The sequence below is a fragment of the Pantoea sp. BRR-3P genome, from assembly GCF_039621635.1.
Taxonomy (GTDB): Bacteria; Pseudomonadota; Gammaproteobacteria; order Enterobacterales; family Enterobacteriaceae; genus Pantoea; species Pantoea floridensis.
On the sequence record NZ_CP155066.1, the window covers coordinates 1566163 to 1592492 of the forward strand.

The 26330-nt window shown below is 54.1% G+C and carries 28 protein-coding genes; 19 read left to right on the forward strand and 9 right to left on the reverse strand.

The window, feature by feature from the left end:
* Window positions 1–107: 107 nt before the first annotated feature.
* The 3 genes from fliE (at window position 108) to AAGR08_RS07200 (ending at window position 2553) form a co-directional block, all read left to right on the forward strand.
* Window positions 108–419, forward strand: coding sequence for a flagellar hook-basal body complex protein FliE (gene fliE / locus AAGR08_RS07190; RefSeq protein ID WP_345829297.1), 312 nt, complete (start codon window positions 108–110; stop codon window positions 417–419).
* Between the two features lie 120 nt (window positions 420–539).
* Window positions 540–1247 carry a YnfC family lipoprotein gene (locus AAGR08_RS07195; RefSeq protein WP_345829299.1) on the forward strand — a complete coding sequence of 236 codons (708 nt, stop codon included), beginning with the start codon at window positions 540–542 and terminating at the stop codon, window positions 1245–1247.
* 154 nt (window positions 1248–1401) lie between these two features.
* Window positions 1402–2553, forward strand: coding sequence for an integrase core domain-containing protein (locus AAGR08_RS07200; protein WP_345829300.1), 1152 nt, complete (start codon window positions 1402–1404; stop codon window positions 2551–2553).
* A 77-nt stretch (window positions 2554–2630) separates the two neighbouring features.
* On the opposite strand, the gene AAGR08_RS07205 is transcribed toward AAGR08_RS07200, so the two are convergent.
* Window positions 2631–3842: a diguanylate phosphodiesterase gene (locus tag AAGR08_RS07205; protein WP_345829301.1), complete on the reverse strand. Its 1212-nt coding sequence runs from the start codon at window positions 3840–3842 to the stop codon at window positions 2631–2633.
* A gap of 120 nt (window positions 3843–3962) precedes the next feature.
* Window positions 3963–4610, reverse strand: a complete 648-nt coding sequence (locus tag AAGR08_RS07210) for a S24 family peptidase (protein ID WP_345829303.1) — start codon at window positions 4608–4610, stop codon at window positions 3963–3965.
* 144 nt (window positions 4611–4754) lie between these two features.
* Here AAGR08_RS07210 and AAGR08_RS07215 point away from each other — a divergent pair, with 144 nt between their 5' ends.
* The 4 genes from AAGR08_RS07215 (at window position 4755) to AAGR08_RS07230 (ending at window position 6396) form a co-directional block, all read left to right on the forward strand.
* On the forward strand, window positions 4755–5144 hold the full coding sequence (locus AAGR08_RS07215) for a hypothetical protein (RefSeq protein WP_097096942.1): 390 nt from the start codon (window positions 4755–4757) through the stop codon (window positions 5142–5144).
* A complete protein-coding gene (locus AAGR08_RS07220; RefSeq protein ID WP_345829305.1) occupies window positions 5125–5454 on the forward strand; it encodes a hypothetical protein in 330 nt (109 codons plus the stop codon). The genes AAGR08_RS07215 and AAGR08_RS07220 overlap by 20 nt, the downstream gene beginning before the upstream one ends.
* A 10-nt stretch (window positions 5455–5464) precedes the next feature.
* Complete coding sequence (locus AAGR08_RS07225; RefSeq protein ID WP_345829307.1) at window positions 5465–5974, forward strand: hypothetical protein; 510 nt, start codon at window positions 5465–5467, stop codon at window positions 5972–5974.
* 155 nt (window positions 5975–6129) lie between these two features.
* Window positions 6130–6396, forward strand: a complete 267-nt coding sequence (locus AAGR08_RS07230; protein ID WP_097096944.1) for a hypothetical protein — start codon at window positions 6130–6132, stop codon at window positions 6394–6396.
* Window positions 6397–6416: 20 nt separating this feature from the next.
* Here the strand turns inward: AAGR08_RS07230 and AAGR08_RS07235 are convergent, their stop codons facing one another.
* A complete protein-coding gene (locus tag AAGR08_RS07235) occupies window positions 6417–6656 on the reverse strand; it encodes a DinI-like family protein (RefSeq protein WP_007891408.1) in 240 nt (79 codons plus the stop codon).
* A 168-nt stretch (window positions 6657–6824) separates the two neighbouring features.
* Between AAGR08_RS07235 and iraP the strand changes: the two genes are divergently transcribed.
* Window positions 6825–7118 carry an anti-adapter protein IraP gene (iraP, locus tag AAGR08_RS07240; RefSeq protein ID WP_097096945.1) on the forward strand — a complete coding sequence of 98 codons (294 nt, stop codon included), beginning with the start codon at window positions 6825–6827 and terminating at the stop codon, window positions 7116–7118.
* Between the two features lie 193 nt (window positions 7119–7311).
* Here the strand turns inward: iraP and AAGR08_RS07245 are convergent, their stop codons facing one another.
* From AAGR08_RS07245 to AAGR08_RS07255, 3 genes are all read right to left on the reverse strand, one after another.
* On the reverse strand, window positions 7312–7635 hold the full coding sequence (locus tag AAGR08_RS07245) for a DUF6388 family protein (RefSeq protein WP_097096946.1): 324 nt from the start codon (window positions 7633–7635) through the stop codon (window positions 7312–7314).
* Window positions 7636–7928: 293 nt separating this feature from the next.
* A complete protein-coding gene (locus tag AAGR08_RS07250) occupies window positions 7929–9218 on the reverse strand; it encodes a sugar ABC transporter substrate-binding protein (RefSeq protein ID WP_345829311.1) in 1290 nt (429 codons plus the stop codon).
* Between the two features lie 11 nt (window positions 9219–9229).
* Complete coding sequence (locus AAGR08_RS07255; protein ID WP_345829312.1) at window positions 9230–10774, reverse strand: methyl-accepting chemotaxis protein; 1545 nt, start codon at window positions 10772–10774, stop codon at window positions 9230–9232.
* A gap of 219 nt (window positions 10775–10993) precedes the next feature.
* Here AAGR08_RS07255 and yedD point away from each other — a divergent pair, with 219 nt between their 5' ends.
* The gene (gene yedD / locus AAGR08_RS07260) at window positions 10994–11467 is read left to right on the forward strand and encodes a lipoprotein YedD (RefSeq protein ID WP_345829313.1); all 474 of its coding nucleotides are present in this window, start codon (window positions 10994–10996) and stop codon (window positions 11465–11467) included.
* Between the two features lie 93 nt (window positions 11468–11560).
* Here the strand turns inward: yedD and fliT are convergent, their stop codons facing one another.
* From fliT to fliD, 3 genes are read right to left on the reverse strand one after another with little or no spacing between them, the layout of a single operon-like run.
* Window positions 11561–11914, reverse strand: a complete 354-nt coding sequence (gene fliT / locus AAGR08_RS07265) for a flagella biosynthesis regulatory protein FliT (protein ID WP_097096949.1) — start codon at window positions 11912–11914, stop codon at window positions 11561–11563.
* A complete protein-coding gene (gene fliS / locus AAGR08_RS07270) occupies window positions 11914–12321 on the reverse strand; it encodes a flagellar export chaperone FliS (RefSeq protein ID WP_097096950.1) in 408 nt (135 codons plus the stop codon). Before fliS ends, fliT begins: the two co-directional genes overlap by 1 nt.
* 12 nt (window positions 12322–12333) lie before the next feature.
* Window positions 12334–13758: a flagellar filament capping protein FliD gene (fliD, locus tag AAGR08_RS07275; protein WP_097096951.1), complete on the reverse strand. Its 1425-nt coding sequence runs from the start codon at window positions 13756–13758 to the stop codon at window positions 12334–12336.
* 337 nt (window positions 13759–14095) lie between these two features.
* Here fliD and AAGR08_RS07280 point away from each other — a divergent pair, with 337 nt between their 5' ends.
* From AAGR08_RS07280 to AAGR08_RS07325, 10 genes are all read left to right on the forward strand, one after another.
* A complete protein-coding gene (locus tag AAGR08_RS07280) occupies window positions 14096–15772 on the forward strand; it encodes a FliC/FljB family flagellin (protein ID WP_345829315.1) in 1677 nt (558 codons plus the stop codon).
* Window positions 15773–16048: 276 nt separating this feature from the next.
* A complete protein-coding gene (gene uhpA, locus AAGR08_RS07285; RefSeq protein WP_097096953.1) occupies window positions 16049–16639 on the forward strand; it encodes a transcriptional regulator UhpA in 591 nt (196 codons plus the stop codon).
* Entirely contained in the window at window positions 16639–18135 is a 1497-nt protein-coding gene (uhpB, locus tag AAGR08_RS07290; protein ID WP_345829317.1) for a signal transduction histidine-protein kinase/phosphatase UhpB, read from the forward strand. The genes uhpA and uhpB overlap by 1 nt, the downstream gene beginning before the upstream one ends.
* Window positions 18136–18147: 12 nt before the next feature.
* Window positions 18148–19476: an MFS transporter gene (locus AAGR08_RS07295; RefSeq protein WP_141400272.1), complete on the forward strand. Its 1329-nt coding sequence runs from the start codon at window positions 18148–18150 to the stop codon at window positions 19474–19476.
* 137 nt (window positions 19477–19613) lie between these two features.
* Entirely contained in the window at window positions 19614–21005 is a 1392-nt protein-coding gene (gene uhpT, locus AAGR08_RS07300) for a hexose-6-phosphate:phosphate antiporter (RefSeq protein WP_345829318.1), read from the forward strand.
* A gap of 181 nt (window positions 21006–21186) precedes the next feature.
* Window positions 21187–22389: a flagellin lysine-N-methylase gene (gene fliB / locus AAGR08_RS07305; protein ID WP_097096957.1), complete on the forward strand. Its 1203-nt coding sequence runs from the start codon at window positions 21187–21189 to the stop codon at window positions 22387–22389.
* Window positions 22390–22683: 294 nt separating this feature from the next.
* Window positions 22684–23652 carry an HNH endonuclease signature motif containing protein gene (locus tag AAGR08_RS07310; RefSeq protein ID WP_345829319.1) on the forward strand — a complete coding sequence of 323 codons (969 nt, stop codon included), beginning with the start codon at window positions 22684–22686 and terminating at the stop codon, window positions 23650–23652.
* 143 nt (window positions 23653–23795) lie between these two features.
* Complete coding sequence (locus AAGR08_RS07315) at window positions 23796–24518, forward strand: RNA polymerase sigma factor FliA (RefSeq protein ID WP_097096959.1); 723 nt, start codon at window positions 23796–23798, stop codon at window positions 24516–24518.
* 51 nt (window positions 24519–24569) lie between these two features.
* Entirely contained in the window at window positions 24570–25073 is a 504-nt protein-coding gene (gene fliZ / locus AAGR08_RS07320) for a flagella biosynthesis regulatory protein FliZ (protein WP_007891377.1), read from the forward strand.
* A 126-nt stretch (window positions 25074–25199) separates the two neighbouring features.
* Entirely contained in the window at window positions 25200–26186 is a 987-nt protein-coding gene (locus tag AAGR08_RS07325; RefSeq protein WP_345829324.1) for a D-cysteine desulfhydrase, read from the forward strand.
* The last annotated feature ends 144 nt before the right edge of the window (window positions 26187–26330 follow it).

The window sequence follows — 26330 nt, forward strand, 5'->3', positions numbered from 1 at the left end:
TTGGATAAGCCGGGTTTTTTGCGTTCATTTAGCGCCTTTGTCCTATTGACACTGTGTTAACTTTCTCATCGTGAAAATTTAATCCCTTCTTTAATGAGGAACAGGCAATGTCAATTCAGGCGATTGATGGCGTGTTGCAGCAGCTGCAAATGACGTCTTTACAGGCCAGCGGCAAGCAGGCTGAGTCAACCAATCAGGTAGATTTCAGCGCCACCATGAAAGCGGCACTGGACAAAATTAGCGACACCCAAACGACAGCCCGCACCCAGGCGCAGGATTTCGAAATGGGCAAACCGGGCATTCAGCTCAATGATGTGATGGTCGATCTGCAAAAATCCTCAATATCTATGCAGATGGGCGTGCAGGTGCGTAACAAACTGGTGTCGGCGTATACCGATATCATGAACATGCAGGTGTAGTTTCAGGTATAGTTCCGCGCGGTGATTGTTGTCGTGTCAGGCGGGCAGGGCGGGCTGTTACAGTGTGCAACCGGGGTCCCGGCCTTACGTGCGGCATTATTTAGAGAAGAGGATTCTCACGTGAAGAATGGCCTGCTGTTGTTAATCGCTGTTGTCCTGCTGTCGGGATGCGACAAGGATGAAGCGACGTATTACCCGCAAATGAAAAACTACGCCTATCTCTATCAATTCGAAGCCCTGCCGGGCAAGGTAAAAAATACCCATCAAACGTTGTTCACTGCCGATGGCCAGCAAATCTTTGACGTGAATGTCGATTTTGATCGCGACGGCTGCCTTGCGCATGTTAAATCCGTCGGCAAAGAGGGCGAGGTGATTGAAGTTTCGCGCGAAGGCGATCGGTTAATCGGCAGCGAGAATGGTCAGGACGTTGTGGTGACGCTGGATAAAAACTGCGCCATGGTGAAGAAGGTTACGCCGGCGCTTAGCGTGGATATTGCCTATAACAAACAGGGTTTGGTTGAGCAACTCTCATCGCCAGCCTCCGACGTGGCTTTTCATCTGGCTTATAATAATGCCGGTGACATGGCGGTGTTAAGTATTACCCAAGCTGGAAAAGAAATGTCGCGTGCCACCGCAGTCCGGGACGCGGATAAGAAAAAAATCTCGGATGTGGTCACCACGGTAAAGCGTAACGATCAAATAAAAACCGTCAGCAACCTGTGCAAATATAAAAATAATGTCCCTTATTATTGCGACATTATTACTGCGGACGCGGCAGGTAAGGTGATGGACAAGCAGTACGGCAATATCGAAGTGGCTTATTATTAGTGCGGTTATTTTGGTGCGCATCAATGCGCACCTTATACAGGAATGCGGCGGTTTTGCTTAGGTCGCCATTCAGGTACAAACCGGGCACATAGGTAACACTTTAGACCGGGCACATGGGTAACAGTTATAAATGGCATAGCAGAGGAGACTCACTATGCCCTGGACTGAGACCGTTACCATGCAACGCCTTGATTTCATCCGTGCCTGCGAAGCAGGCACGCATTCCATTTCTGAACTCTGTCGTCTCCACGGTATCAGCCGCAAAACCGGCTATAAGTGGCTCTCCCGCTTTGAGCCTGCGGCGCTGTCCTCTCTCGAAAATCACTCCCGCGCGCGCCTCACTCAGCCGGAAAAAATCCCGCCGGACATCGCCGATCGGCTGGTGCTGTTCCGCATGCAGCACCCCGACTGGGGACCTAAAAAAATCCGTCACTGGTTCCTCAACCACAACGCCGACTTCATCGTGCCCGCTGCAAGCACCATTGGTGACCTGCTGAAAAATGAGGGCCTCGTACCGGACCGCCTGAAGCGCAAACGCACTCCCGGCAACGTGCAGAAGCTCACCGTCGCAGAAAAAAATAATCAGGTCTGGAGCGCCGACTTCAGGGGGCGGTTCCGCCTGAAAGACGCGCGCTACTGCCGTCCGTTCACGCTGACGGATAACCACAGCCGCTACCTGCTGGCCTGCGAGGCCAGTTACGTGGAGACCACCGCGTTCGTGCGCACATGCATGGAGAGGGTGTTCCGGGAGTGCGGGCTGCCTGACGTCATACTCACCGATAACGGCTCCCCTTTTGCCGGGCCCGGTATTGCCGCGCTGACAAAGCTAAACGTGTGGCTGATAAAGCTGGGTATCCTGCCGGAGCGCATAGCGCCGGGTTGCCCCGGACAGAACGCACGCCATGAAAGAATGCACCGCTCGCTAAAGGCCTCAATGAGCCATGGCAATATCTTCACCACGCTGGCGGAACAGCAGGCCTGGTTCAGCAGCTGGCAGGAGGAGTTTAATCATGAAAGGCCACACGAGGCCCATGAAAATAAGCCGCCGGCAAGCTGCTGGACGCCATCAGCCCGGCAGTGGGATGGGCGGGTGCCGGAGGTTAATTATCCGGAGGGTGCGAAGCTCTTCAAAGTGGGAGAAAAAGGTGACCTGAGACTGAACGGAAGAACGTTCCTGAGCGCATCGCTGTGCGGAGAATACGTACGGTTCCTGGAGGTAGATGACGGAATCGACGTCATCCTCTTCGACAGGCTGATACTGGCGTATTATGACCAGTCAGAAAAACGTATTATCCGGATAGACTGAGCACAAATGTGTTACCTATGTGCCCGGTCTGATCTGTTACCCATGTGCCCGGTCGTACCTTCACGGCGACCGCAAGGTTATTTAATTTCCGGCCACGCCACGGACGGGAATCCATTCAACAGCGGATAGGCAAACAGGAAACCCTGGAACTGGCTAATGCCCGCGGCTTCCAGCCACATCCACTCTTCTGCTTGCTCAACGCCTTCGGCTATCACCGCAATCTCCAGTGACGCGCAGCACTTAATGATCGCGTGCATAATGGCCTGTTTGGGGCCGCTTTTATGGACATCACGAATAATTTCCCGATCGATTTTAATCTTGTCCGGCTGGAATTTTGATAACAGCGACAAGCCGGCAAAGCCCGCACCAAAATCATCCAGCGCCAGACTGATACCCGCCGCCTTAAGCTTTCTGACTTCAGCAGCGAATTCATCGGAGCGTGAAATGATCTCGTTTTCGGTCACTTCCACAATAATCTGCTGGGGAATTAATCCACTCGCTTCAATCTCTTGCAGCAGGAAATCCACCGCATTGGGCACCGCCACCAGCGACATCGGTAAGAGATTTACCGACAAACGGTGATCGCCGATACCCAATTGATAGGCCAGCTTAAACGCCAGGCTTTTGGACTGAATATCCGCATGGTAAATGGCCTCGCCCCCGAAGGCGGAGAAATACTCCTGCGGAGAGCCGCCGGTCGGGGTGCGGATCAGTGCTTCGTAAGAGGTTACGCGCCGGGCAAAGGGATCGATAATTGGTTGAAACGCAAAACGACAATCCTGCAAGGTATCAGCAAAATCGATGAGCTCCGTTGCATCGGCTTCATCGGCAATAAATTCCCAGGTATTGGCCGGGGGAATTTCAAAATAGTTCTCTTTATCGCGCGCCACTACGAAGGTTCGCAAGAACTGCAGCGCGCGATCTTTGTAGGTCAGCTGATAACGGGAGGTACCTTTATCCAGCACCGCTTGCAACACGGTATCTTTGTCATGTTCGCGCAGATCAAACAACTCCATCCCTACCTTGCCAAAACGGCGCTCTGGGGCGAAGTCATGCATCAACTCGACAAGATTATGATGGCGCGCATCCTGGCAAATACGCTGATAAATGCCCTGCACGGCGTCACGTGGCCCCTCCAGCAGCTGGAAAAAATGCAGGCCATCAAATAACAAGATGCCGGTGACATCGAAGTTTTTGTTTTTACTGTTGGCTTTAGCAACCATATCTTCGAGCGTTTTGATCGGCACGTGATCGTGCAAATGGCTGCGATAAATTATCGTGGTAAGCATGGCGATTGTCCGGCTAATTTCTAATTTTGTGGCTACATTAACAGGCAATCGCCCGGGTCTGTCCAGAGCTTGTCGCGCCTGGCGTAAACTTTTTTTAAAATAATAGGTTAACCGAAGCGGTTAACGGCTGCGATATCGCCGCAATTCCATTAGCGTGCCAATAATTTCCAGCCTGGATGTTGCAGTATGCAGGTGCGGGAAATCGTCATTAGCCGGGCGCAGCGCGAACGTTTTCTCGTCATGCTGCTGGGTTTGCAGGCGATAAAAACGCACCATTGCCGCGCCATCCACTAACGCCAGCACCGTATCTCCGGGCTGTGGCGCAACCTGTGGATCAAAGATTAAGGCGTCCCCGGGCCGGTAGTCGGGCAGCATCGACTGATCTTCCACCGTTACCGCCAGCGCCGCATCGCTCAGCGTTGCTTCCCGATAGAGAAAATGTGTGGCCTGCTGCTGTAACAGCAGGCGCGCTTCACTCAACCATTCCGACGCTTGCGCAAGACTTATCAATGGCACCGCAGTCACCGGCGCGCGCCTGGGCGCAGCGGTAAACACCTCGCCATCGCCATCAATGATCCACGCTGCCGTGCATTGCAGCCATTCCGCCAGGCGCAGCAAATTTTCACCGCGCGGCACGGTTTCCTCCTTTTCCCACTGCGATACCGCGACATGCGACACCCCGATCCCTTTCGCCAGGGTTTGCTGTGTCAGTTGCAGTGCTTTACGTCGTGCCCGGATGCGTTCACCGGAAGATTCTTTTTTCATCATCTTGACATCTCCTGAAGAATTAACTTAAGTATACTTAAATTCATAGATTAAAGTAAACTTAAATTCAGGCGTTGACCGCAAAGCTGGCAAGGGTGGTCAGCGTGCTTTTGGGGCGCAACCCTTGCCAGGGTTGAGAGGTGAAGCATGGAAAGTAGTTTGGTCACCAGCGTAGGTGCGTTGCTTCTCGGCGGCGGCGCTGCAGCTGTGTTCTGGAAACCATTAATGGCGGGTATCGCCGCCATTGTGACCAGCAATCGCGCTGGCGGCGAGATCATCACCAGCTACAAAGAGCAGGTGATGCTGCTCAAAGAGGGCCATGCACTGATGCGTCAGGAAAATGACGAGCTGCGCATTCGACATGACAAAAATCTGCGGCGTATCTCTTCGCTGGAAACCGATCTGCGGCTGATAAAAAACGCGCTGAGTATTTTGCTGGCCACCACAGAAGCCGAACACAGTGAGAAGTTCCGCCATCAGGTCAACCAACTTATCACCACTCTGGAGGAGAGTCGCGATGATGCAGATAAACAGTGAGTACGTAGTGAAAAACCATCGGCGCCAACTGTTCCTCGGCGGCTTTCTGCTGATGTTATCGCTGATGTGCGTCGCGATGACGGTGCTGTTTTTGTTCGTTAGCAACAGTGCCAATCAGCGGGTGGAGGAGATTCGCCAACAATATCGGACGATATCAGAACGCCGTGAAGCCCGCGTGGCAGAGCTCACCAACCAGCTGGTGACGCTGCAAAACAAGCTCGACGATTTATCTAATCATCCCGTTAGCACGCGCGCTGATGAGGGTAAACCGGCTGAAGGAGACTCGTCGCCGCCTCAACCCAAGCGTTAAGGAGGGCATTATGCGCATTATCCAGCGGATCGCAGCCAGCCTTGGCCGACTGTGGTCTTTATTAAGTCAGAAGGAGAAAACGATGAGCGATCAAACTGTAATCGATCCAACCAGCACCACTATAGCCAGCGCCTCGGCGGCAAGCGCGCAAACGTCGTCGCCCGCCGAGGACTTCGCCAATGAAATTGCCACGGCGGCACCGGCGTCAGTTGCTGCGGCGCCAGCGGCCACTGAGGCGGCACCCGCCGCCGCAGCGGCTCCTGTTACCCCGGTAGCTGCCGAGGCGGCTCCTGCCGCTGCACCGGAGGCCGTTCCCGCCACCCCCACGGCGGTCTCTCCTCCCGCTGCAGCCGAAGCCGTACCGGCCGCCGCCGCGCAGGAGGTCAGTCAGGCGCGGCAGGACGTCTCGGAGGGCGTGAAGGATTTTGCCCAGGCCTTCAGCTTTGTAGAGCAGGGGGTGATCAAATTGGGGGATGCCGCGAAAGATGAGTTGATAGATCTGGCGAGGAAGTATCTGTAATGCACAACTACTCGCCCGGGGGGACAGGGATGTCCCCTGTTTATTAACAGGTTTAGAGAGTTCCGATTATTCCTAAGGCGACTTCGATATTTTGCACTACCTTTAATCATTCAAGCGTTATTTAAACCGGCTTATTAAGCGAGAAGGAAGATAGCATGAGTGATACAGAAACTGTAAAAACCAAAACTGACTACTTACGTGATGTCACCTCCCAGCTTAAAGAGATGCGCCACTATGCGCAGACCAACACGGAGACGCTTTCTGCCCACTGGCTGGCCTTTGATGCAGGTGAGTATAAAGACAGCGAATATGCGGGACGTTTCGATACGTTGCTGAACAAGCAAGGCAAGCTGCTGGATGATATTGATGAGGCGATTCAGGACCTGGAAATCGCCGTTAACCATGCCGAGCAGGAAAGCTAAGTTCGCATCGCTCTGGTGGCCTAATCGGCCACCAGCCACATCTCCGCTTCATCGAACATCTCTTCAACAATCCGCGCAATCGTTGCTTTGTCGTTCTTACTCATATCGGTATCAATCGCATTACGCTCCATTGGTTTGACGCGTACCTCAATATCCGGAAAGACGCGCTGTACACGCTTTTCCAACTCCTGCAAAATCATCTCGCGTGCACCCGGTAAACCGGCCACATTGCGCTTATCGTAAATCAGCTCCACAAACATCAGGGCGTTCCATTTAGCGGATCGGGTGCGTCATAATACTGTAAATAAAAACAGGGGCAAGCGGTGACGCCACGACCATGACATTTTTTGTTGCGTCATGCAGACGGTGGCGAATTTGTACCAGCACATCAGGTTGTTCGTCGATTGAGATTTTTAACGGGGGTTAAGATGCGCCAACTGGTTATCGATATCTTGCTGAAAATGGCAAAAATGGATGTGGAAGCAAAAGAGCTGGTGGCGCAGGTTGAGGCGCAGTCACTGCTGATTGCCGCACTGCTGATTCAGGCAAAAGAGGATAATTCACTCACCATTTCCGAGACAGTGCAGGATGCAATTGTTACGGCATCACGCGCGTCGCAGGAGTTTTTACAGTCGGATGTTGATCTGCTGCTCACGCACGTCAATCGTCTTTTGGCAGTGGCGAGTTATATTGAAGTCAAAGGGATAGAGCGAGAAGGGTAAAAAATATAACCTCTGGAAGTGGAAATCCAGCAACACTTCCAGAGGCGGTGCAACCGCACCATTCGTTCAAGGACAATCTACGACTGATGTCGTAGGCAGTAACTTATACAAGTTTTAGTGACTTGTACAATTATTTCCTGATCGATTTGTGTGGTTGGAGATATCTACCTAATGCATTTTCATCACGTTGGGGTTAAAGCTCGTTTTTAATGCAGAACGCTTCCCACGTCATGCCTAACGCTTCCGCGTGAGATTTTAGATACTTTTCAATGGCATCCGCCGCCACTGCTTTGTCTGGCTCAGCCAGCTGAATAGAAAAAAGCATGCCGTCCAGCTTCTTCTGACGTAAAAACGCCGCGTAAATGCGTTCAGCATGCCACGCGCGTAAATCGGCTAATGACAGGCTCGCCTGCTGCGCATCACTCTCGGTAAGTTCATCCAGGGCGGCCTGGAAATCGGGATGGGCGGCGAAAAACATGGTGCGTGCCTGAGCGTAATACTCTTCTGGGGTTTTCATTCGCGGTTCCTGCATATCAACTTGCGCGCTAGTGTAACGTGCATGGGCGATGTTGTCAGGCTGGTCGGTGCGCATGAATGCGCACCCTACAACATCCCCGCCGGTCGGCCGTAGGGTCGCCATTTATGGCGTAATGCTCGTCAGTTAAGACATGAAAAACCCTCATTACCAAGAGCACACCTTGTAGCGGCGCAATTCATTGCGCGATAAATCGCGCCGCTACGGAAGGTGCGGTGATTTGATACGGCGCTTAACCGAACGACATTACGCCATTTATGGCGACCACAACCCTCTCAATGCCGCTGTTGATAAAGGCGCGTAACGTCCTGCTGATTCTTCTCGAGCGTCTCATCCAGCGTCAACTTGCCGCTCAGCATATCCGCCATGTTCTGCCCAACCGCATTGCCCATCTGGTCAAACCCTGGAATGCTCACGTACTGCACGCCCTGATACGGCACCGGATTGAGCGTGGGTTGCTCCACGGTAGCCGAATCAATGGCTGCACGCACCTGCGCGGCGTAGGGCGCCAAACGCTGATAGCGGGCTTGCTGATAGGTTGAATTGCGACTGCCCGGCGGCACCGCGCCCCAGCCAACGGTATCAGCCACCTGCTGGATGTACTGTTTTGAGGTTGCCCAACTAATAAAGGCGATGGCCGCGTCACGATTCGGGGTATTGGCCGGTACTGCCAGCGCCCACGACCACAACCAGTTCGAGCCGTTACGCGTAATACCGCCAGGCGCAGGCGCAAAGGCCAGCTTATCCGCCACCAGTGAGATCTGCGGATTGACCAGCAAACCTGCGGCCACCGTACTGTCGATCCACATCGCGCACTTACCCTGCGCCGTCAGACGCAGTATCTGACCGAAACTGTTCTTTACCGTGTCTGGCGGCCCATCCTGCTTCACCATTTGCAGATAATCACCCAGCACTTCACGCCACTCCGGGGAATTCAGCGTGGGTTGCCAGTTCTCATCGAACCACTGCGCGCCGTAGGCGTTGGCCATGGTGGTGAGCAGCGCCACGTTGTCTCCCCATCCCGGCTGACCACGCAGACACAGGCCATAAATGCCTTTCTGCGCATCGGTGAGTTTGGCGGCGAAGCGTTTAATATCGGTCCAGTCGGGATTGTCAGGCATGGCTAAACCTTTCTCCGCAAACAGGTCTTTGCGGTAGTAGGTCATGCTGCTTTCACCGTAAAACGGCAGGGCATACAGCGTCTGCTGCCATGACAGGGCTTTGCGTACCGGGGCAATCAGATCATCGCTGTCATAGTCTGCCGGCAACGTATTCAGCGGCGCCAGCCAGCCTTTTTCACCCCAGAGCGGCGCTTCATAGGTGCCAACGGTGATGACATCAAACTGCGCCTGGCCGCTGTTCATCGCCGACAGCACCGCCTGACGCAGCGCGCCATCGTCCATGACGTGCCACTGCAGTTTGATATCAGGATGTTCCTGTTCGTAACGTGATGATAGCTGCTGCATTATCGTCATATCGCCGTTAGCGATGGTGGCGATGTTCAGCGTGGTGGCCGCGTGGCTCAGCAGCGGCAACGCCAGCAGCGTGGCGAGAAGTTTACGCATAGTGCGGCTCCTTAGCGCTGTTGTAGGCGGAAGAACGACATCTTCTCCACCAGTAATCCAGCATGTTCGCTGACGGTTTGGCTGGCGGCACTGGCTTCCTGCACCAGCGAGGCGTTTTGCTGGGTGGCGCCATCCATCTGGATCACGGCGGTATTCACCTGTTCGATACCGCTGGATTGCTGGCGGCTGGCGACGGCGATTTCACCGACGATATCCACCACCCGCGCCACGCCGAGATTGATATCATTCAACATCGCGCCAGAGCGCTGTACCAGCGCGCTCCCCGCTTCAACTTTCCCCACGCTGGCATCGATCAGGGCTTTGATCTCATGCGCTGCTCCCGCCGATCGCTGCGCCAGCTGACGCACTTCGGCGGCCACCACGGCAAATCCACGGCCCTGTTCGCCCGCGCGCGCGGCTTCCACGGCGGCATTCAGCGCCAGCAGGTTGGTCTGGAAGGCGATCTCATCGATCACGCGGTTAATATCTGCGATACGCTTGCTGGAGGATTCAATCTCCGCCATTGCGCTCACCGCATCTTGCAGCACGCTGCTGCCGCGTTCCGCCTGATGGCGCACGTCGGTCGCCAGCTCGTTGGCCTGCGCCGCGTTATCGGCGTTATGCTTCACCGTGGCGGTCATCTGCTCCATGCTGGCGGCGGTCTGCTCCAGCGAACTGGCCTGGGAATGGGTACGTTCGGAGAGATCGTCATTGCCGTCGGCCATCTGGCGCGCCGCATCGCTGAGCGCCGTGGCGCTTTCACCCACTTCACGCACAATCTCTGCCAGCCGCACATCCATGCGCAGTAACGATTGCATCAGTTCGCCCATCTCATCGCGCGAAACGGTGCCAATATCATGGTTCAGTTCCCCAGCGGCTATTGATTCGGCCAGCTCACGCGCCTGGCCAATCGAACGGTTGATGGAGCGAATCAGCAGCCAGCCCGCGACCAACGCCACGCTAAGCCCGCCGAGCAGGATAACTATTAGGCTGTTACGCGCCAGCTGGTAATCGCTGTTGCTCTGCTGGTAGGTGAGTTCCGCATGCTGGCGCATCAGCGCATCCAGCCGATCAATATCCTGCTGGAGCAGCTGGCTACCACTGCGCAGGCGGGTTTCAATCACCACTAAGGCCGCCGAAGGGTTACCGCTTTTCAGCAGTTCGCCGGCGTCTTTCAGCGCCGATTGCCAGCCGTCGAGGTGGGTGATGAACTGCTGACTCAGCGGCCTGGTTTGCGCATCAAACGCCAGCTGTTGCCAAGTGTGGCGATCTTTGCCGATCTGCTCGCCGTATTGCGCGATGCGCGCCAGGCGTTTTTCCACTTCGCTGCTGTCGGTCCAGTAGCGCAGCGCATCAAATAGCGTAGAGGATTGCTCCTGCACCATGCGGTACAGGCGCGAGGAGTATTGCAGCGGTAATAATTCGTTCTGGTAGGCGTTTTGCGCCCGTTGGTCGGCGGCGCGCAGGCCAATGATTCCCCAGATGGCGGCCACAATCAGTAAAATGCACAGCAGGCCGACAATGGCGGTTAAGCGCGCACGAAGGGTCAGTCGCATAACGGTATTCTCCGTAATGAAGATAAGTATGTAGTAGGTAATTATTATTTTTTGCAGATCCATTAACTCCAGGATGAGTTATCGGCGCATTAATAAGCGGCTTGAGTTTTTTATGTCGGCCTGAGTGGGGAAAAACGCGTGTGGGGCGGTAGATATCTTGCGTAACTCACTGGAAAAATTATAACGTAGCCGCCATTGAAGCGAGTCTGGGGACTGAGAATGAAAAAGTGGACGATACTGGCTGCGCTGGCGCTGAGTGGCTGTGCGCAAATCAGCAACTATGAAGAGGCCGTGAAAACCCCGGCACCGCTGGAACTGCAGGGCAACTGGCAAACCGCAGGCCCGCAGAGCAAGCTGATTAGCAAGCAGGCGATGGGTAGCCTGATTATTGGTGCGCAGGGCGATACGCTGGATTGCCGACAGTGGCAGCGCGTGATTGCCAAGCCGGGTAAATTGACGCGTCTGGACGACGAGTGGGTCAACGTGACGCGTCAGGTGCGCGTGATGCCGCTGGTGCTGGAGAACGGTGAGCTGCGTTACGATGGCTTGCGCCTGCGTAAGGTGGATCGCCCAACCGTTGAGTGCCAGCAGGCGCTGGAAGAAGTGGCAAAGCGGCCGCAAGACGCGGTGATTCAGGATATCGAGCCAGAGATTATGCGCCCGGTTTCGGTGTCTTCTAAGCCGGCACAATAATCCTCAGGTCACCATTTAGGATGACCTGGAAATCAGAAAAAAGGGTGAGAAGATAACCTTCTCACCCTTTTTCATGTAGGACATCGCAACCAATCAACCTTGCGGCAAATACACGCTGCCTTGCTTGCCATACGCGCTCATCACCGATTTCTGCATCGACGATTGCCCCACTAGCTGTGTCAACTCGTCCATACGCAGTTGCAGCAGACGTTTAACTTCGCTCTCATTATCAAGGATGTGGCGTAATACCGGACGCAGCTGCTCTTGCAGCTGACGCGACGGTGCGGCGGCTTCGGTTGTTTGCGCCAGTCTTTGCACCGCACTGACATAATCCACTTCCTTGCTAATCAAATCATCCCATTCGCCTTCTGCTGCCAAACGCAGCATTCCATGGCTGAGATCGAGTAACTGTTGGTAAACGGTGATCAGTGGCGGTGCAATATTCATTAAACGGCGTCCTGAAGGTTTTGAGGTTGTACGACTTCTTTCCAGGCATCAGCGATATTCCGCAAAAGGCCTTCAACTTCTTCGAGGGCTTCCACATCGTTACGCAGATTGGCCTGTACCAGACGGCGAACCATATAGGCGTAAAGGCCTAACAGGTTATCGGTCAGGTCATCGCCTGATTGCTCATCGAGGCCCTGTTTCAGTCCGCCTTCGATGATGTTAATGGCCTTGGAAATCGAGTTGCCTTTTCCCTGGATATTGTTGTCCTGCATAAACAGGCGCGCGCGCACTAAGGCGCTGATCGCACCGTCGAACAGCAGCGTAATCAGTTGCTGCTGGTTGGCGCTCATCACTGAGCTTTCGACACCAATTTTTGCGTAGGCTTGTGTGCCTGTAGCGCTGTACATGGTCACTCCTTACTATTTAGAACTGCTGCTCGACGTCATGTTGTCGAACTGCTGTGTCAGGTAATCGCTGGTGCTGTTCAGCGAGCTCATGGTGACGTCGAGTTGCGTAAACTGCGTTTTGTAACGCGCAATCAGGGCGTTGATGCGCGTGTTCATGTTGTTGTACTGCTCTGTCAGGTTGTTCAGCGTCTTACTGACACCGTCTTTCGCCGACTGAATGCTACCGGTGGACGACAGCCAGCCGGTCAGGTTAGTCGCCAGTTTGGTGGTGATGCCGGTGGTTTTACCGTCACCCACAATCATCTCTTTTACCCCGGCAGGATCTTTAGCCAACTCGGTTTTCAGTTTGTCTGAATCCAGCGTCAGCTCACCGCTAGTGGGATCGCTGGTGATGCCGATTTGCGCCAGGGTTTTGTAGGTGGAAGAGCTGGCGGTATTGGTCAGCAGGCTTTTGATCTGCGTTTGAATGGTGCGCAGGGTGCTATCGCCAACCAGTGCGCCATTACTTGAGTCCTGCGTATCTGAACCGACATCAACGGCGGTGTATTTGGTCAGACTGGTGAACTGGTCCAGCAGATTGTTGTAAGCATCCACAAAGTTGGAGATCGCGGTGGAGGCTTTAGACGTGTCCTGGGTGATGGTGAGCGTTTGGTTGCCGCTGGTGACATCATTCAGGTTCAGGGTAATGCCTTCTAACGCGTCGCTAATGGTGTTGGTGCTGCTGGTGATCGCGACATTGTTGACCGTTAATTCAGCGTCTTGCGCTTTTACGCTGACGGTGAGCGGATTCTCCGCATCGGTTTTCGTGGCATCAAAGCCGACAATGCCTTGCAGCGTGTCATCGCCGGTCACGGTAACGGAAGAAACCGCATTGGCTTCACCGGTTTTTGACGCGGTCAGTGACAGACGATAAGCGCCATCACCGGTTTTAATGATACTGGCGCTGACGCCGGCGTTCGCGCTGTTAATGGCATCGCGCATTCCGGTCAGCGAGGTTTGGTCGCTGGTCAGCGTGATGTCTTTGCTGGTGCCATCTGAAAGTTTGATGGATAGCGTACGGCTGGCATCGGAGCTGCCGAGCGCGGTGGTGTTGCTGCTTTGCACACCGGAAGTCAGGGTTTGCGCCTGCGCCAGCTGCGTCACGCTGATGCTGTATTTGCCGGCGATGGTGCTGCCCGATGTAGTCGCACTGAACGCCGAACTGCTGCTGGTGGCGCTGGTGGCGGTAAATAAGTCTGCGCTGTTTAATGCGGTATTGGCGCTCTGAAAGGTGGTCAGGGCGCTGGATAACGTGCCATAGGCGCTCAGCTTCGCGGTATAAGCGCTCTGCTGATTAGAAATAGGAGTAAGAGAGGCTTTTTCTGCCGTACTTAAGTTATCCAGGATGGTACTTAAATCGAGGCCTGAACCGATACCGAGGGTAGAAATTGTGGTCATGTTGTTTCCTTTCTATGTCGACACGGAGAATCAATACCGCGGTTATCGGCTCGTTATGGGCAAAGTTTAGAATTATTTACCAGCGGGTAATAAAGCGAATAGCGTATATAGAGAAGGGTATTTCGGGCGCTAGAAAAATGATCGGGTTAGCCTAAAGAAGTAGTCGGGTAGGGCGATAAAGATAAGCGTGACAGGTTGAAGGGAAAATTTTTCACCTGGTACTAAAAAAAATCTAAAGGTTGTTTAAGGGCAGACGATAACAACTTTGACGGCGCTGAAGCCGGCGGGTTGAAGCCCACACCTTAACCGAAAGACTTGATTAACAGGAATATTTATCATGGCCCAAGTCATTAATACCAACAGCCTCTCGCTGATCACACAGAACAACATCAACAAAAACCAGTCTGCGCTCTCTACCTCTATCGAGCGTCTGTCATCTGGTCTGCGTATTAACAGCGCAAAAGACGATGCAGCAGGTCAGGCGATTGCCAACCGCTTCCAGTCTAACATCACCGGCCTGACTCAGGCGGCGCGTAACGCCAACGACGGTATCTCTGCAGCGCAGACCACTGAAGGCGCACTGTCAGAAATCAACAACAACTTACAGCGTGTTCGTGAACTGACCGTACAGTCTCAGAACGGCACCAACAGCCAGTCTGACCTGGACTCAATTCAGGACGAAATCAAATCACGTCTGGACGAAATTGACCGCGTATCAGGTCAGACTCAGTTCAACGGCGTGAACGTACTGTCTAAAGACGGCACCCTGAAAATTCAGGTTGGCGCAAATGATGGCCAGACCATCAACATCGACCTGAAGCAGATTGACTCTAAGACTCTGGGCCTGAACGGTTTCAACGTGAATGGTACGGGTTCAATTGCTAACAAAGCGGCAACTGTAAGCGACCTGACCGCAGCAAACGGCACCTTGGCTGCTGGTGAATACACCGTTACTACTGATTTCGACAAATTAACTGCTGATTCTGCCTTCGCTAAACTGAAAGACGGCGACACAGTGACTTTGGCTACTGGTGCTAACGCAGGTACTTATACTTACGATGCTGCCAACAAAAACTTCTCTACCACTGTAACTGTTGCTACTGGTGCCGATACCACTGCACTTGGTGCAAGCTTGAAAGCTGACGCAGGTCAAACTAAATCAGGCACTTACACCTCTTCAACCGGCAAAGTTAACTTCGATACTGATGCATCAGGCAATATCACCATCGGCGGCGCAGCAGCATACATCACTACCGATGGCGCACTGACCACCAACAACGTTACTGGTGCAACTGCGGCGACCATGTCTGATTTGTTCTCTAAAGCGGATACAGGTGCTACTGCAGCAACCGTTAGCTTTGATAACAAAACTTACAACTTCGCAAGCGGCGGCAATGGCGTAACTTACAAAGATTCTGTTTCATCTGATGCGCTGCTGGCTGACGTTAAAGCTGATGCAACAGCAACCGATGTGACTATCAAGTTCAATTCAGAAGCCTTGAACTACACTGCGACCTTCACTGCAGGTACTTCTACTGATACTTACACAGATAACGACGGTGCATTGACTACCACTGCATCTTTCAATACCAAGTATAAGGTTGATGCAGATACAGGTTCAGTAACTGTTTCTGGCGGTACTGGTACTGGTAAATATGCAGCTAACGTAGGTGCAACTGCATACGTAAGCTCTACCGGCAAACTGACCACTGACACCAACAGCGCAGGTACAGCAACTTCAGACCCACTGGCCGCTCTGGACTCAGCTATCAGCAGCATCGATAAGTTCCGTTCAAGCCTGGGTGCGATTCAGAACCGTCTGGATTCAGCGGTAACTAACCTGAACAACACCACCACTAACCTGTCTGAAGCCCAGTCTCGTATTCAGGATGCTGACTACGCAACTGAAGTTTCAAACATGTCTAAAGCACAGATCATCCAGCAGGCGGGTAACTCAGTGTTGGCTAAAGCTAACCAGGTTCCACAGCAGGTTCTGTCTCTGCTGCAGGGCTAATCGCTCTAAGTTCCTTGCTTATCAAACCCCGCTTCGGCGGGGTTTTTTTATACCTGCATATTATGAACATGCAGGTAATTGCTCATAATTCGCCGGTAAATACTGCAAGTGATACAAGTCGGTCACCATAAATGGCGCCCCTACAGAACCGCGTAGGGGCGCCATTTATGGCGACCGATACGTCATTGCACAAACTTAACCCCGCCACGCAATCCGCTTGAAGCTTCCCCGGCTTATCGCTAAGGTAAGCGCGTTTTTTCGCCGCCAGGAAACCCCATGACCACCATTGCGCTCATCGACGACCACATGATTGTCCGTTCTGGTTTTGCTCAGTTGCTCGGGCTGGAGCCAGATTTTCAGGTTGTCGCCGAATGCGGTTCCGGGCGCGAAGCCCTCAATCAGCTGCCGGGGCGCGGCGTGCAGGTGTGCATCTGCGATATCTCGATGCCGGATATCTCCGGGCTGGAGCTGTTAAGCCAGCTGCCAAAAGGCATGGCGACCATCATGCTGTCGGTGCATGACAGTCCGGCGCTGGTGGAGCAGGCGCTCAATGCCGGCGCGCGCGGCTTTCTCTCTAAGCGCTGCAGCCCCGATGAGCTGATCGCCGCGGTGCATACCGTGGCTAAAGGGGGCTGCTATTTAACGCCCGATATCGCCCTGAAACTTGCCTCCGCCCGTCAGGATCCGCTCACTAAGCGTGAGCGTCAGGTGGCCGAGAAACTGGCGCAAGGGTTGGCGGTGAAAGAGATCGCCGCCGAACTGGGCCTGTCGCCAAAAACTGTTCACGTTCACCGCGCCAATTTGCTGGAAAAACTTGACGTCAGTAATGATGTTGAGCTGGCGCGCCGCATGTTTGATGGCTGGTAATGCAGCCACTTTTTTCGCGGCTGATTGCCGTCATCGCCAGTTTTTGTATCTTCTCCGCCGCTTGGTTTTGCCTGTGGAGTATCAGCCTGCACCTGGCCGATCGTCCCGAACTGGCGGTATTGTTGTTTCCGTTTGGTTTGCGTCTGGGGTTGATGTTGCAGTGCCCACGCGCCTACTGGCCGGTGCTGCTGGCTGCGGAGTGGTTGCAGCTGTATTGGCTCTCCCGCGAAGTGGCGCTGGCGCATCTTCCACTACTGATGCTCGGTAGCCTATTGATGCTACTGCCGGTGGCGTTGATCTCCCGCTATCGCCATCAGCGCGACTGGCACACGCTGCTGTGGCAGGGCGGTGCGATGGTGTGCGCAGCGCTGCTGCAGGCATTGCCGTGGATCGCGCAGCCAGCGGCGCTGAACGTCGTGCTGCTCACGCTGACTGGCGCGCTGACTATTGCGCCGACCTGTTTGGTTATCTGGCACTATCTCACCAGCACGCGCTGGCAGCCGCTCGGCCCTTCGCTGGTCGGACAGCCGGTTAACTGGCGCGTGCGTCATCTGTTTGGTTATGTGCTGCTGTTTATCGTCAGCTTGTGGTTGCAGTTGGGGCTTCCCGATGAATTATCACGCTTCACGCCGTTCTGCCTGGCGCTGCCGATTATTGCGCTGGCGTGGCATTATGGCTGGCAGGGCGCACTGATCGCTACGTTGATGAATGCGATTGCGCTGATCGCCAGCCAAACCTGGCACGATCACGCGGTTGATCTGCTGCTCTCTCTGCTGGCGCAAAGCCTCACCGGGCTGCTACTGGGCGCGGGGATCCAGCGGCTGCGTGAACTCAATCAGTCGCTGCAAACCGAGTTGGCACGCAATCGCCGCCTGACGGAACGCTTACTCGAGACCGAAGAGAGCGTACGTCGCGAAGTGGCGCGCGAGCTGCACGATGATATCGGTCAAACCATCACCGCCATTCGCACTCAGGCCGGGATCATGCAGCGTATCAGCCCGGAAAGTGGCGTAAAGCAGAGCGGCATGCTGATCGAACAGCTGTCGCTGGGCATTTATGATTCGGTGCGTCGCCTGCTAGGACGCTTGCGTCCACGCCAGTTGGACGACCTCTCGCTGGAGCAGGCTATCCGCTCGCTGATGCGGGAAATGGAGCTGGACGGGCACGGCATTATTAGTCATCTGGACTGGCATATTGACGAACGGCGACTGAGCGAAGCGCAACGCGTCACGCTGTTTCGTGTCTGCCAGGAAGGGCTCAATAACGTGGTTAAACATGCCAGCGCCCGCGCGGTGACGCTGCAGGGCGCGTTGCTGGACGAAGGGCTCATGCTGGTGATCGAAGACGATGGCTGCGGATTGCCTCAGGGATCGCCGCAGCAAGGCTTTGGCCTCGCCGGGATGCGCGAACGGGTTTCGGCCTTGGGCGGCACGCTGAGGATTTCCTGCACCCACGGTACGCGCGTCAGCGTCACGTTACCGCTGCGCAATGGATGACAACAAAAGATGATATTCAGATTTCTCAACGCGCCGGCCAGCGCTGCACCGCTGCAGGATAAGGCGGCGATTGATGCGCGTTATCGCTACTGGCGTCGCCATATCATGATCACTATCTGGCTCGGCTACGCGCTGTTCTATTTCACTCGTAAAAGTTTTAACGCGGCATCGCCGGAAATTCTGGCAGCGGGTGTGATGACGCGCACCGATATCGGCCTGTTAGCGACGCTGTTTTACATCACCTATGGTCTCTCGAAGTTTTTCTCCGGCATCGTCAGCGACCGCTCCAATGCGCGCTACTTCATGGGAATGGGGCTGATCGCCACCGGCGTGGTGAACATCTTGTTTGGCTTCTCCACTTCGCTGTGGGCGTTCGCGCTGCTATGGGTGCTGAATGCCTTTTTTCAGGGGTGGGGATCGCCGGTTTGTGCGCGCCTGCTCACCAGCTGGTTTTCTCGCACCGAGCGCGGCGGCTGGTGGGCGCTGTGGAATACGGCGCAAAACGTCGGTGGGGCGCTAATCCCGATGATTGTCGGTGCCGCCGCACTGCACTATGGCTGGCGTGCGGGCATGATGATTGCCGGCGGATTGGCGATCGTGGCCGGGATTTTTCTCTGCTGGCGTCTGCGTGACCGTCCGCAAACGGTGGGTTTGCCTGCGGTAGGCGACTGGCGCCACGATGCGCTGGAGATCGCGCAGCAACAGGAGGGCGCAGGGCTGAGCCACAAAGCGATCCTCACCAAATATGTATTGCTGAATCCCTACATCTGGCTGCTATCGCTGTGCTACGTGCTGGTTTACGTGGTGCGTGCCGCTATCAACGACTGGGGCAATCTCTACATGTCTGAGACGCTGGGCGTTAATTTGGTGACGGCCAACTCGGCGGTTACCATGTTTGAGCTGGGTGGCTTCGGCGGTGCGTTAGTGGCGGGATGGGGATCGGACAAATTATTTAACGGCAATCGTGGGCCAATGAACCTGATCTTTGCCGCCGGGATTTTATTGTCAGTGGGATCGCTCTGGCTGATGCCGTTTGCCAGCTATGTGATGCAGGCGGCGTGCTTCTTTACCATCGGCTTTTTTGTGTTTGGTCCACAGATGTTAATTGGCATGGCGGCGGCGGAGTGCTCGCACAAAGACGCTGCGGGTGCGGCGACCGGCTTTGTGGGCCTGTTTGCCTATCTGGGCGCGTCGCTCTCCGGGTGGCCGCTGGCGCGCGTGATTGATGTGTGGCACTGGAGCGGTTTCTTCGCGGTTATCGCCTGTGCGGCGGGCATTTCGGCCTTGCTGCTGCTGCCTTTTTTGCATGCTCAAACCCCACGCCATCGCGAAGAAGTGTGATGTATCCCCGCTTTTTGCGTTCACATCGCCAAAACTAAGAAATTTTCCCGGTTCTGCCGGGCGGTTGTCGCAGGCCGAAACCGCTGCTGATTTTTACAATGCCTGCCATTACGCAGGTCATTAATCAGGAGCACTCCATGCTGGCTTTCTTAAATCAGGTGCGCAAGCCGACCCTGAATCTGTCGCTCGAAGAGCGGCGCAAGATGTGGTTCAAACCCTTTATGCAGTCCTATCTGGTGGTCTTTATCGGCTACCTGACCATGTATCTGATCCGCAAAAACTTCAACATTGCGCAAAACGATATGATCACCACCTACGGACTCAGCATGACGCAGCTGGGGATGATTGGGCTGGGTTTCTCCATCACCTACGGCGTGGGTAAAACGCTGGTTTCCTACTACGCCGATGGGAAAAATACCAAGCAGTTTCTGCCATTTATGCTGATCCTTTCGGCAATCTGCATGCTGGGTTTCAGCGCCAGCATGGGCGCGGGTTCGGTCAGCCTTTTCCTGATGATTGCGTTTTATGCCCTTAGCGGCTTTTTCCAAAGTACCGGCGGCTCGTGTAGCTACTCCACCATCACCAAATGGACGCCACGCCGTAAGCGCGGCAGTTATCTGGGAATGTGGAATATTTCGCATAATCTGGGCGGTGCGGGGGCTGCAGGCGTGACGCTGTTTGGTGCTAACTACCTGTTTAATGGCCACGTTGTCGGCATGTTCGTTTTCCCCTCTATCATCGCTTTGGTGGTGGGTTTTATCGGTCTGCGCTACGGCAGCGATTCACCTGAATCTTACGGTTTGGGCAAAGCCGAAGAGCTGTTTGGTGAGGAGATCAGCGAAGAGGATAAGGAAACCGAAGATCAGGCCATGACCAAATGGCAGATTTTTGTCGAGTACGTGCTGAAGAACAAAGTGATTTGGCTGCTGTGTTTCGCCAACATCTTCCTGTATGTGGTACGTATTGGTATCGATCAGTGGTCAACGGTGTATGCCTACCAGGAATTAAAGCTGTCGAAAGAGGTGGCGATTCAGGGCTTCACGCTGTTTGAAGTCGGCGCGTTAGTCGGCACGCTGCTGTGGGGCTGGTTATCGGATCTGGCGAATGGCCGTCGTGCGCTGGTGGCGTGCGTGGCGCTGGCATTGATAATCGCCACGCTCGGTATTTATCAACATGCCAGCAATCAGTACGTCTATCTGGCTTCGCTGTTTGCCCTTGGTTTCCTGGTGTTTGGTCCGCAGCTGCTTATTGGCGTTGCCGCCGTCGGCTTCGTGCCGAAAAAAGCCATTGGCGCTGCCGATGGCATCAAAGGCACCTTTGCTTACCTGATTGGTGATAGCTTCGCAAAGCTAGGCTTAGGGATGATCGCCGATGGCACGCCAATTTTTGGTTTGACCGGTTGGGCCGGAACCTTTGCCGCGCTTGATGCGGCCGCAATCGGCTGTATCGCCCTGATGGCGCTGGTAGCCGTATTCGAAGAGCGTAAAATTCGCCGTGAAAAGCGCCTGCAACAGTTAAAGGCGGCATAACGAACGACGTGAAAAACAGTGCAAACCGCTGTTCTGTGTGAAACCCCGCTTTGGCGGGGTTTTTTATTGTCAGGATAGCCAATAGCCTTGTCAGCTTTTGACAAAATTGAATACGCCTGAATATTGCTATGCTAGCCGCCATTTTAATTTTCAGATTGTCTGAATTTCAGCAGGATTGGTTATGAAAGAGATTTCCATCGTCGAACCCGTTTTTTTTACGCAGTTTAAATGCTCGGGTGGAGCGTGCCGCGACCACTGCTGCAAAGGATGGAATATCGATCTGGATAAACCTACCGTTAATCGCTATTTGAAAACCCGGGATGCCACGATTCGTGCTATTGCGGCAGAAAATATTATCACCACCAAAAAAAGTTATAAAAAGTGGGGCTTGATTAACGTCAGTGATAATAAAAGCTGCGCGTTTATGGATGAAAATCGCCTGTGTAGCATCCACAGTAGCATGGGGGCAGCAGCATTAAGCCCTACCTGCGCCATCTATCCGCGCGCCGAGAACATCTTCAAATACCATATTCAGAAGAGCCTGACCTTATCCTGTCCGGAAGCCGTACGTCAGCTGCTTTCGGGACCAGAAGCCATGCTCTTTAATGAAAGTAAAATCGTGAAGCCTCATGGCTATAATACGGATAGCCTGGATCAGGGCGCGCAGCTGATTAATTTGATGTGCTCCACTATCATCAATAGCAGTGGAACAGAAGTTGAAGAGGGATTATATGGCATTGCGCTACTGTTCCTTTATCTGGAAAAACTCGATGATGACGCAGAGAAATATGAAAAATTAGAAGCGTATTATTACGATATCATTGCCTCTCTTCAGCGTGGTGATATTAAAAATAGCATCAATGAAATTGAGCCTGACCATCAGCTACAGTGGTCATTACTGGTGCGCTTACAGGGCTATCTGGGCGCGCGACCCACTTCTCGCGGTTGGGGCGCGCTGAATCATTATGCTCATCGGCTGGCTTATATTCAGAGTGAAGGCTTGAAACAAAACGATATGCTGCAGCCGATGCAGAGATTACGTTGCGCGTGGCATGAGAAGGTAATGCCATGGCTCTCCGCGCATCCGCATATCATGAGTAATTATTTAAAGTACCGCATCTACACCGATGGTTTTCCCGCCGATCGCACCATCACGCCGCTGGCGAATCTTTACCTGCTGGTGGCGGAATGGTTCCTGATTAAGTCGCTGATGGCAGCCAGTGCAGATTTGACCGGCAAGATTGATGAAAACGACATGATCAATATCCTCTACAGCTTCCATGCGGTAACCAAGCACGATCAAATCTCAACCGCAGCATTCCTGCAAGAGATCGAACATACCAAAGTGAATGATGATCTTTCGCTGGTTTATTTATTGAAGTAATGCTTGAACCAGGGGCGTTAAACATCGCGCTTTTATTCCAGGTGCGCATGAATGCGCACCCTACGAAAACCCGGCGATATCCACGTAGGGTCACCATTCATGGTGACCGATTCACGCTTAACTGACGAGCATTACGCCATTTATGGCGAGCGGCACGATGGAGCCGCTGGTGCTTTAACGCTTGCAACCTTAGAAAAGTAACCATTGTGTTACAGTCCGCCTCACTTCTGCCGATAATCCCCCTCAGAATCATTTCCATTTTTTCGCCACATTTTTTCCGTTTCTGGGGTGTCTATGCGCTTCAATTATGACTTGTTACCGGGTGAGCTACTGACCTTCGAAGAGATTGCCCTGCGCTATACGCAGCAGCATCCAGACGAGAAAGAACTTACCGCGCGCGGCTTGCTGAGCCCGTCGACCAGTTTTCGCAATTTGGTGATCCGCGCGGTGTTCGCGCAGGAAGAGATTAACAGTCCGATGGAGGATCTGCTGTTCGTCTCAGACGATAACGAGCGCAAAAATTATCTGCGTCGCTTCGAACACTATTTGAAAAGTCAGCAGGCGTTTCTCTACTTCCGGCGTAACGAGGAAAGCCGTAAGGAGGGGCGCTGGAAGGTGGTGGGCGAAACCCATGTGTTTGCCATGCTCGATCCCAGCTCCGCAGCGGCGCAAAACCTGCTCAATAGCCGCGGCTATAAGCTGGTGCTAATGCGCCAAACCGAAGAAGAGGAGTATTGGCAACTGTTTGATGCGCAAGCACACCCGTGTTTTCCGCTGTCGCGCAAAATTCAGTTCGTGGTGGTGCTGAGTACGCCACAGCAGAAAGTGCCGAGCGGCGTGATGCCCGGCACCGAAGTGGGGCGACGCGTGAAGGCTAAAGTGTTCCAGCGCGCCAGCCAGGCGGAGTTCACCTCGGCGGTCAAAGCGCGTTACGGCGCCTGCATCATTACCGGTACGCGCCTGACTGAGCGGCACAGCTGGCCGTGGGTGGAAGCCTGCCATATTGATACGCAAGAGAATGAAGAGGGTTTTCTCGCGGACAACAGCGCCGACAACGGATTGTTCCTGCGCAGTGACCTGCAGCGGCTATTTATCAACAAAATGATAAGCATCAACGCGGAAACCGGGCAGGTGTTGTTTAATCCAGCGCTGGAAACTGAAGCGTTCATTACCCCTTTTTATCAGGCACTTGAGGGCAAGGTTTGCGCATTATGGGACGCGGTACCGCCGGGCACGCGGCAGCGGCTGCGTAACATGCGCTAAGGCTTGCGCGGATGGCGGAGCGATTCACCGCCATCCATAACAAATTTGAAATAACCTCGCTTTTGCCCGCCTATTCTGCCAATCAAAACCCCTACAGAATTGGATAATCATGCCGATAACTTTATTAACGCAGGGTAGTCAACGTGAACGATCTCTATACCGCCGATGGCGTGATGGATAAGCATTCGCTCTGGCAGCGCTACGTTCCTCTGGTGCGGCATGAAGCGTTGCGCTTGCAGGTACGTTTGCCAGCCAGCGTTGAGCTTGACGATCTGCTGCAGGCCGGTGGCATTGGCTTATTGAATGCCGTGGAGCGCTACGACGCGCTACAGGGCACCGCCTTTACCACCTACGCCGTGCAGCGTATCCGGGGTGCAATGCTGGATGAGCTGCGCAGTCGCGACTGGGCGCCACGCAGCGTGCGCAGAAATGCGCGCGAAGTAGCCGGTGCCATGCATCAGGTAGAACAAGCGTTGGGGCGCTCGGCTACCGAGCAGGAAGTGGCTGAGCGACTGAATGTTTCGCTGGAGGAGTATCGGCAGATTCTGCTCGATACCAACAACAGCCAACTCTTCTCCTACGACGAGTATCGGGAAGAACACGGCGACAGTGCGGAGCTGGTGACGGAGGGGCACGAGGAAGCCAACCCGCTTCATCAGTTAATGGAAGGAAACCTACGTGACCGCGTAATTGAAGCGATTGAGGCGTTGCCTGAACGTGAAAAACTCGTGCTCACACTGTACTACCAGGAAGAACTGAACCTGAAGGAGATTGGCGCGGTGCTGGAAGTGGGAGAATCCCGCGTCAGTCAACTGCACAGTCAGGCGATCAAACGCCTGCGTGCCCGATTATCGGGGGCGCGCTAACAGACTCAGTTCCTGGCGTTCGAAAAAAACAATAAAACCGGGGACTCAGCAATGGGAGCCAAAGTTAAAGCCAGACCTTTAAGTCGCTATCTTAAAGACTATAAGCACAGCCAAAGCAATTGTTCACACTGTGGCAAAGTTTTAGACCGTATGGCGTTAGTCTTTCGCGGCCAGATCATCAATAAAGAGGCCATCGCACGCATGGACCAAATGATTGACGATCAGGTGTGGATGAAACTCCAGCCAGAATTGACCGCCTTGTGTCGTTTCTGTAGCGATATTTTTTGTAACACCCATCCGAATTACTTCGACATTATGGCGTTTAAGCAATACCTGTTCGAGCAGACCGAGATGAGCCACAGTACCATACGTGAGTATGTGGTCCGTTTGCGTCGGCTTGATGACATGCTGAAGGCGAAAAACTTCCCGGCAGATCGTTTGCGCGGTAATAGCTGGCATGAATGTCTGGAGAACGATCTGCCCGATGCGGGTAACAACAATTACCGCATTGCACTGCGTAAATATGACCAGTTTTTAGGCTGGCAGCAGGGCTGATGGCGATCCGCCCCTTGTTGTTGTCGAGCATGACAGCAACAAGGGCACGCACGATGATTTCCGGGTGCGACTTTTCTCATCTTCTGCAACACTGTATGGATAATTGCACATTGCCTGGAGGCTGCATTGTCCTTACATCTTCTGCACCAGTTCCCCCGTCTTGAATTACTCGGTGCGCCTACGCCGCTTGAGCATTTGCCCCGGCTTTCTGATTATCTGGGTCGCGATATCTTCATCAAGCGCGATGACTTTACGCCGGTGGCGCTGGGCGGCAACAAGCTGCGTAAGCTCGAATTCCTGGCGGCCGATGCGCTGCGCGAAGGCGCCGATGTGCTGCTGACGGCGGGGGCCATTCAATCCAATCATGTGCGGCAAACGGCGGCCGTCGCCGCTAAGCTCGGCCTCAAGTGCGTGGCGCTGCTGGAGAATCCAATTGGTACCACTGCCGAAAACTATCTCAGTAACGGCAACCGCCTGCTGCTCGATTTGATGGATGTGGAAATTGTTTTGGTCGACGCGCTGCACAATCCTCATCAACAGCTGGCAGAACAGGCTGAACGCCTCGAGGCACAGGGATTCCGCCCTTATATTGTGCCGGTTGGCGGCTCCAATGCGCTCGGCGCGCTTGGCTATGTGGAATGCGCGCAAGAGATCGCCCATCAGAGCGAAGGCGTGGTGGATTTCGCCGCGGTAATAGTCGCATCCGGCAGCGCCGGAACGCATGCCGGGCTGGCCATTGGTTTGGAGCAGCTGTTACCCGATACCGAACTGGTGGGCGTGACCGTATCGCGCAGCGTTGAGGCGCAGCTGCCGGTGGTTGAGCGCATACGTAGCGCACTGGCCGAGCAGTTAGCCGTGCAGGCGAAAGCGCCGATTACCCTGTGGGATGACTACTTCGCGCCGCGTTACGGCGAGCCGAACGAAGAGGGGATGGCGGCGGTTAAGCTGCTGGCGCGCCTCGAAGGCATCATGCTCGATCCGGTTTACACCGGCAAAGCGATGGCAGGATTAATCGATGGCATTGCACAAAACCGCTTCCGCCGCGAAGGCCCGTTGCTGTTTGTGCATACCGGCGGATCGCCAGCGTTATTTGCTTATCACCCTTCGGTCTGAGAAAGATTTTAAAAACGGTTTATAATCCGGCGGTTATTAAGAAACGGTCGCCATGAATGGCGACCCTACAATGGATTGGCTCGGTTTTCGTAGGGTCGCCATTCATGGTGACCGATTCACCAACAAAGCACACAACACATCACA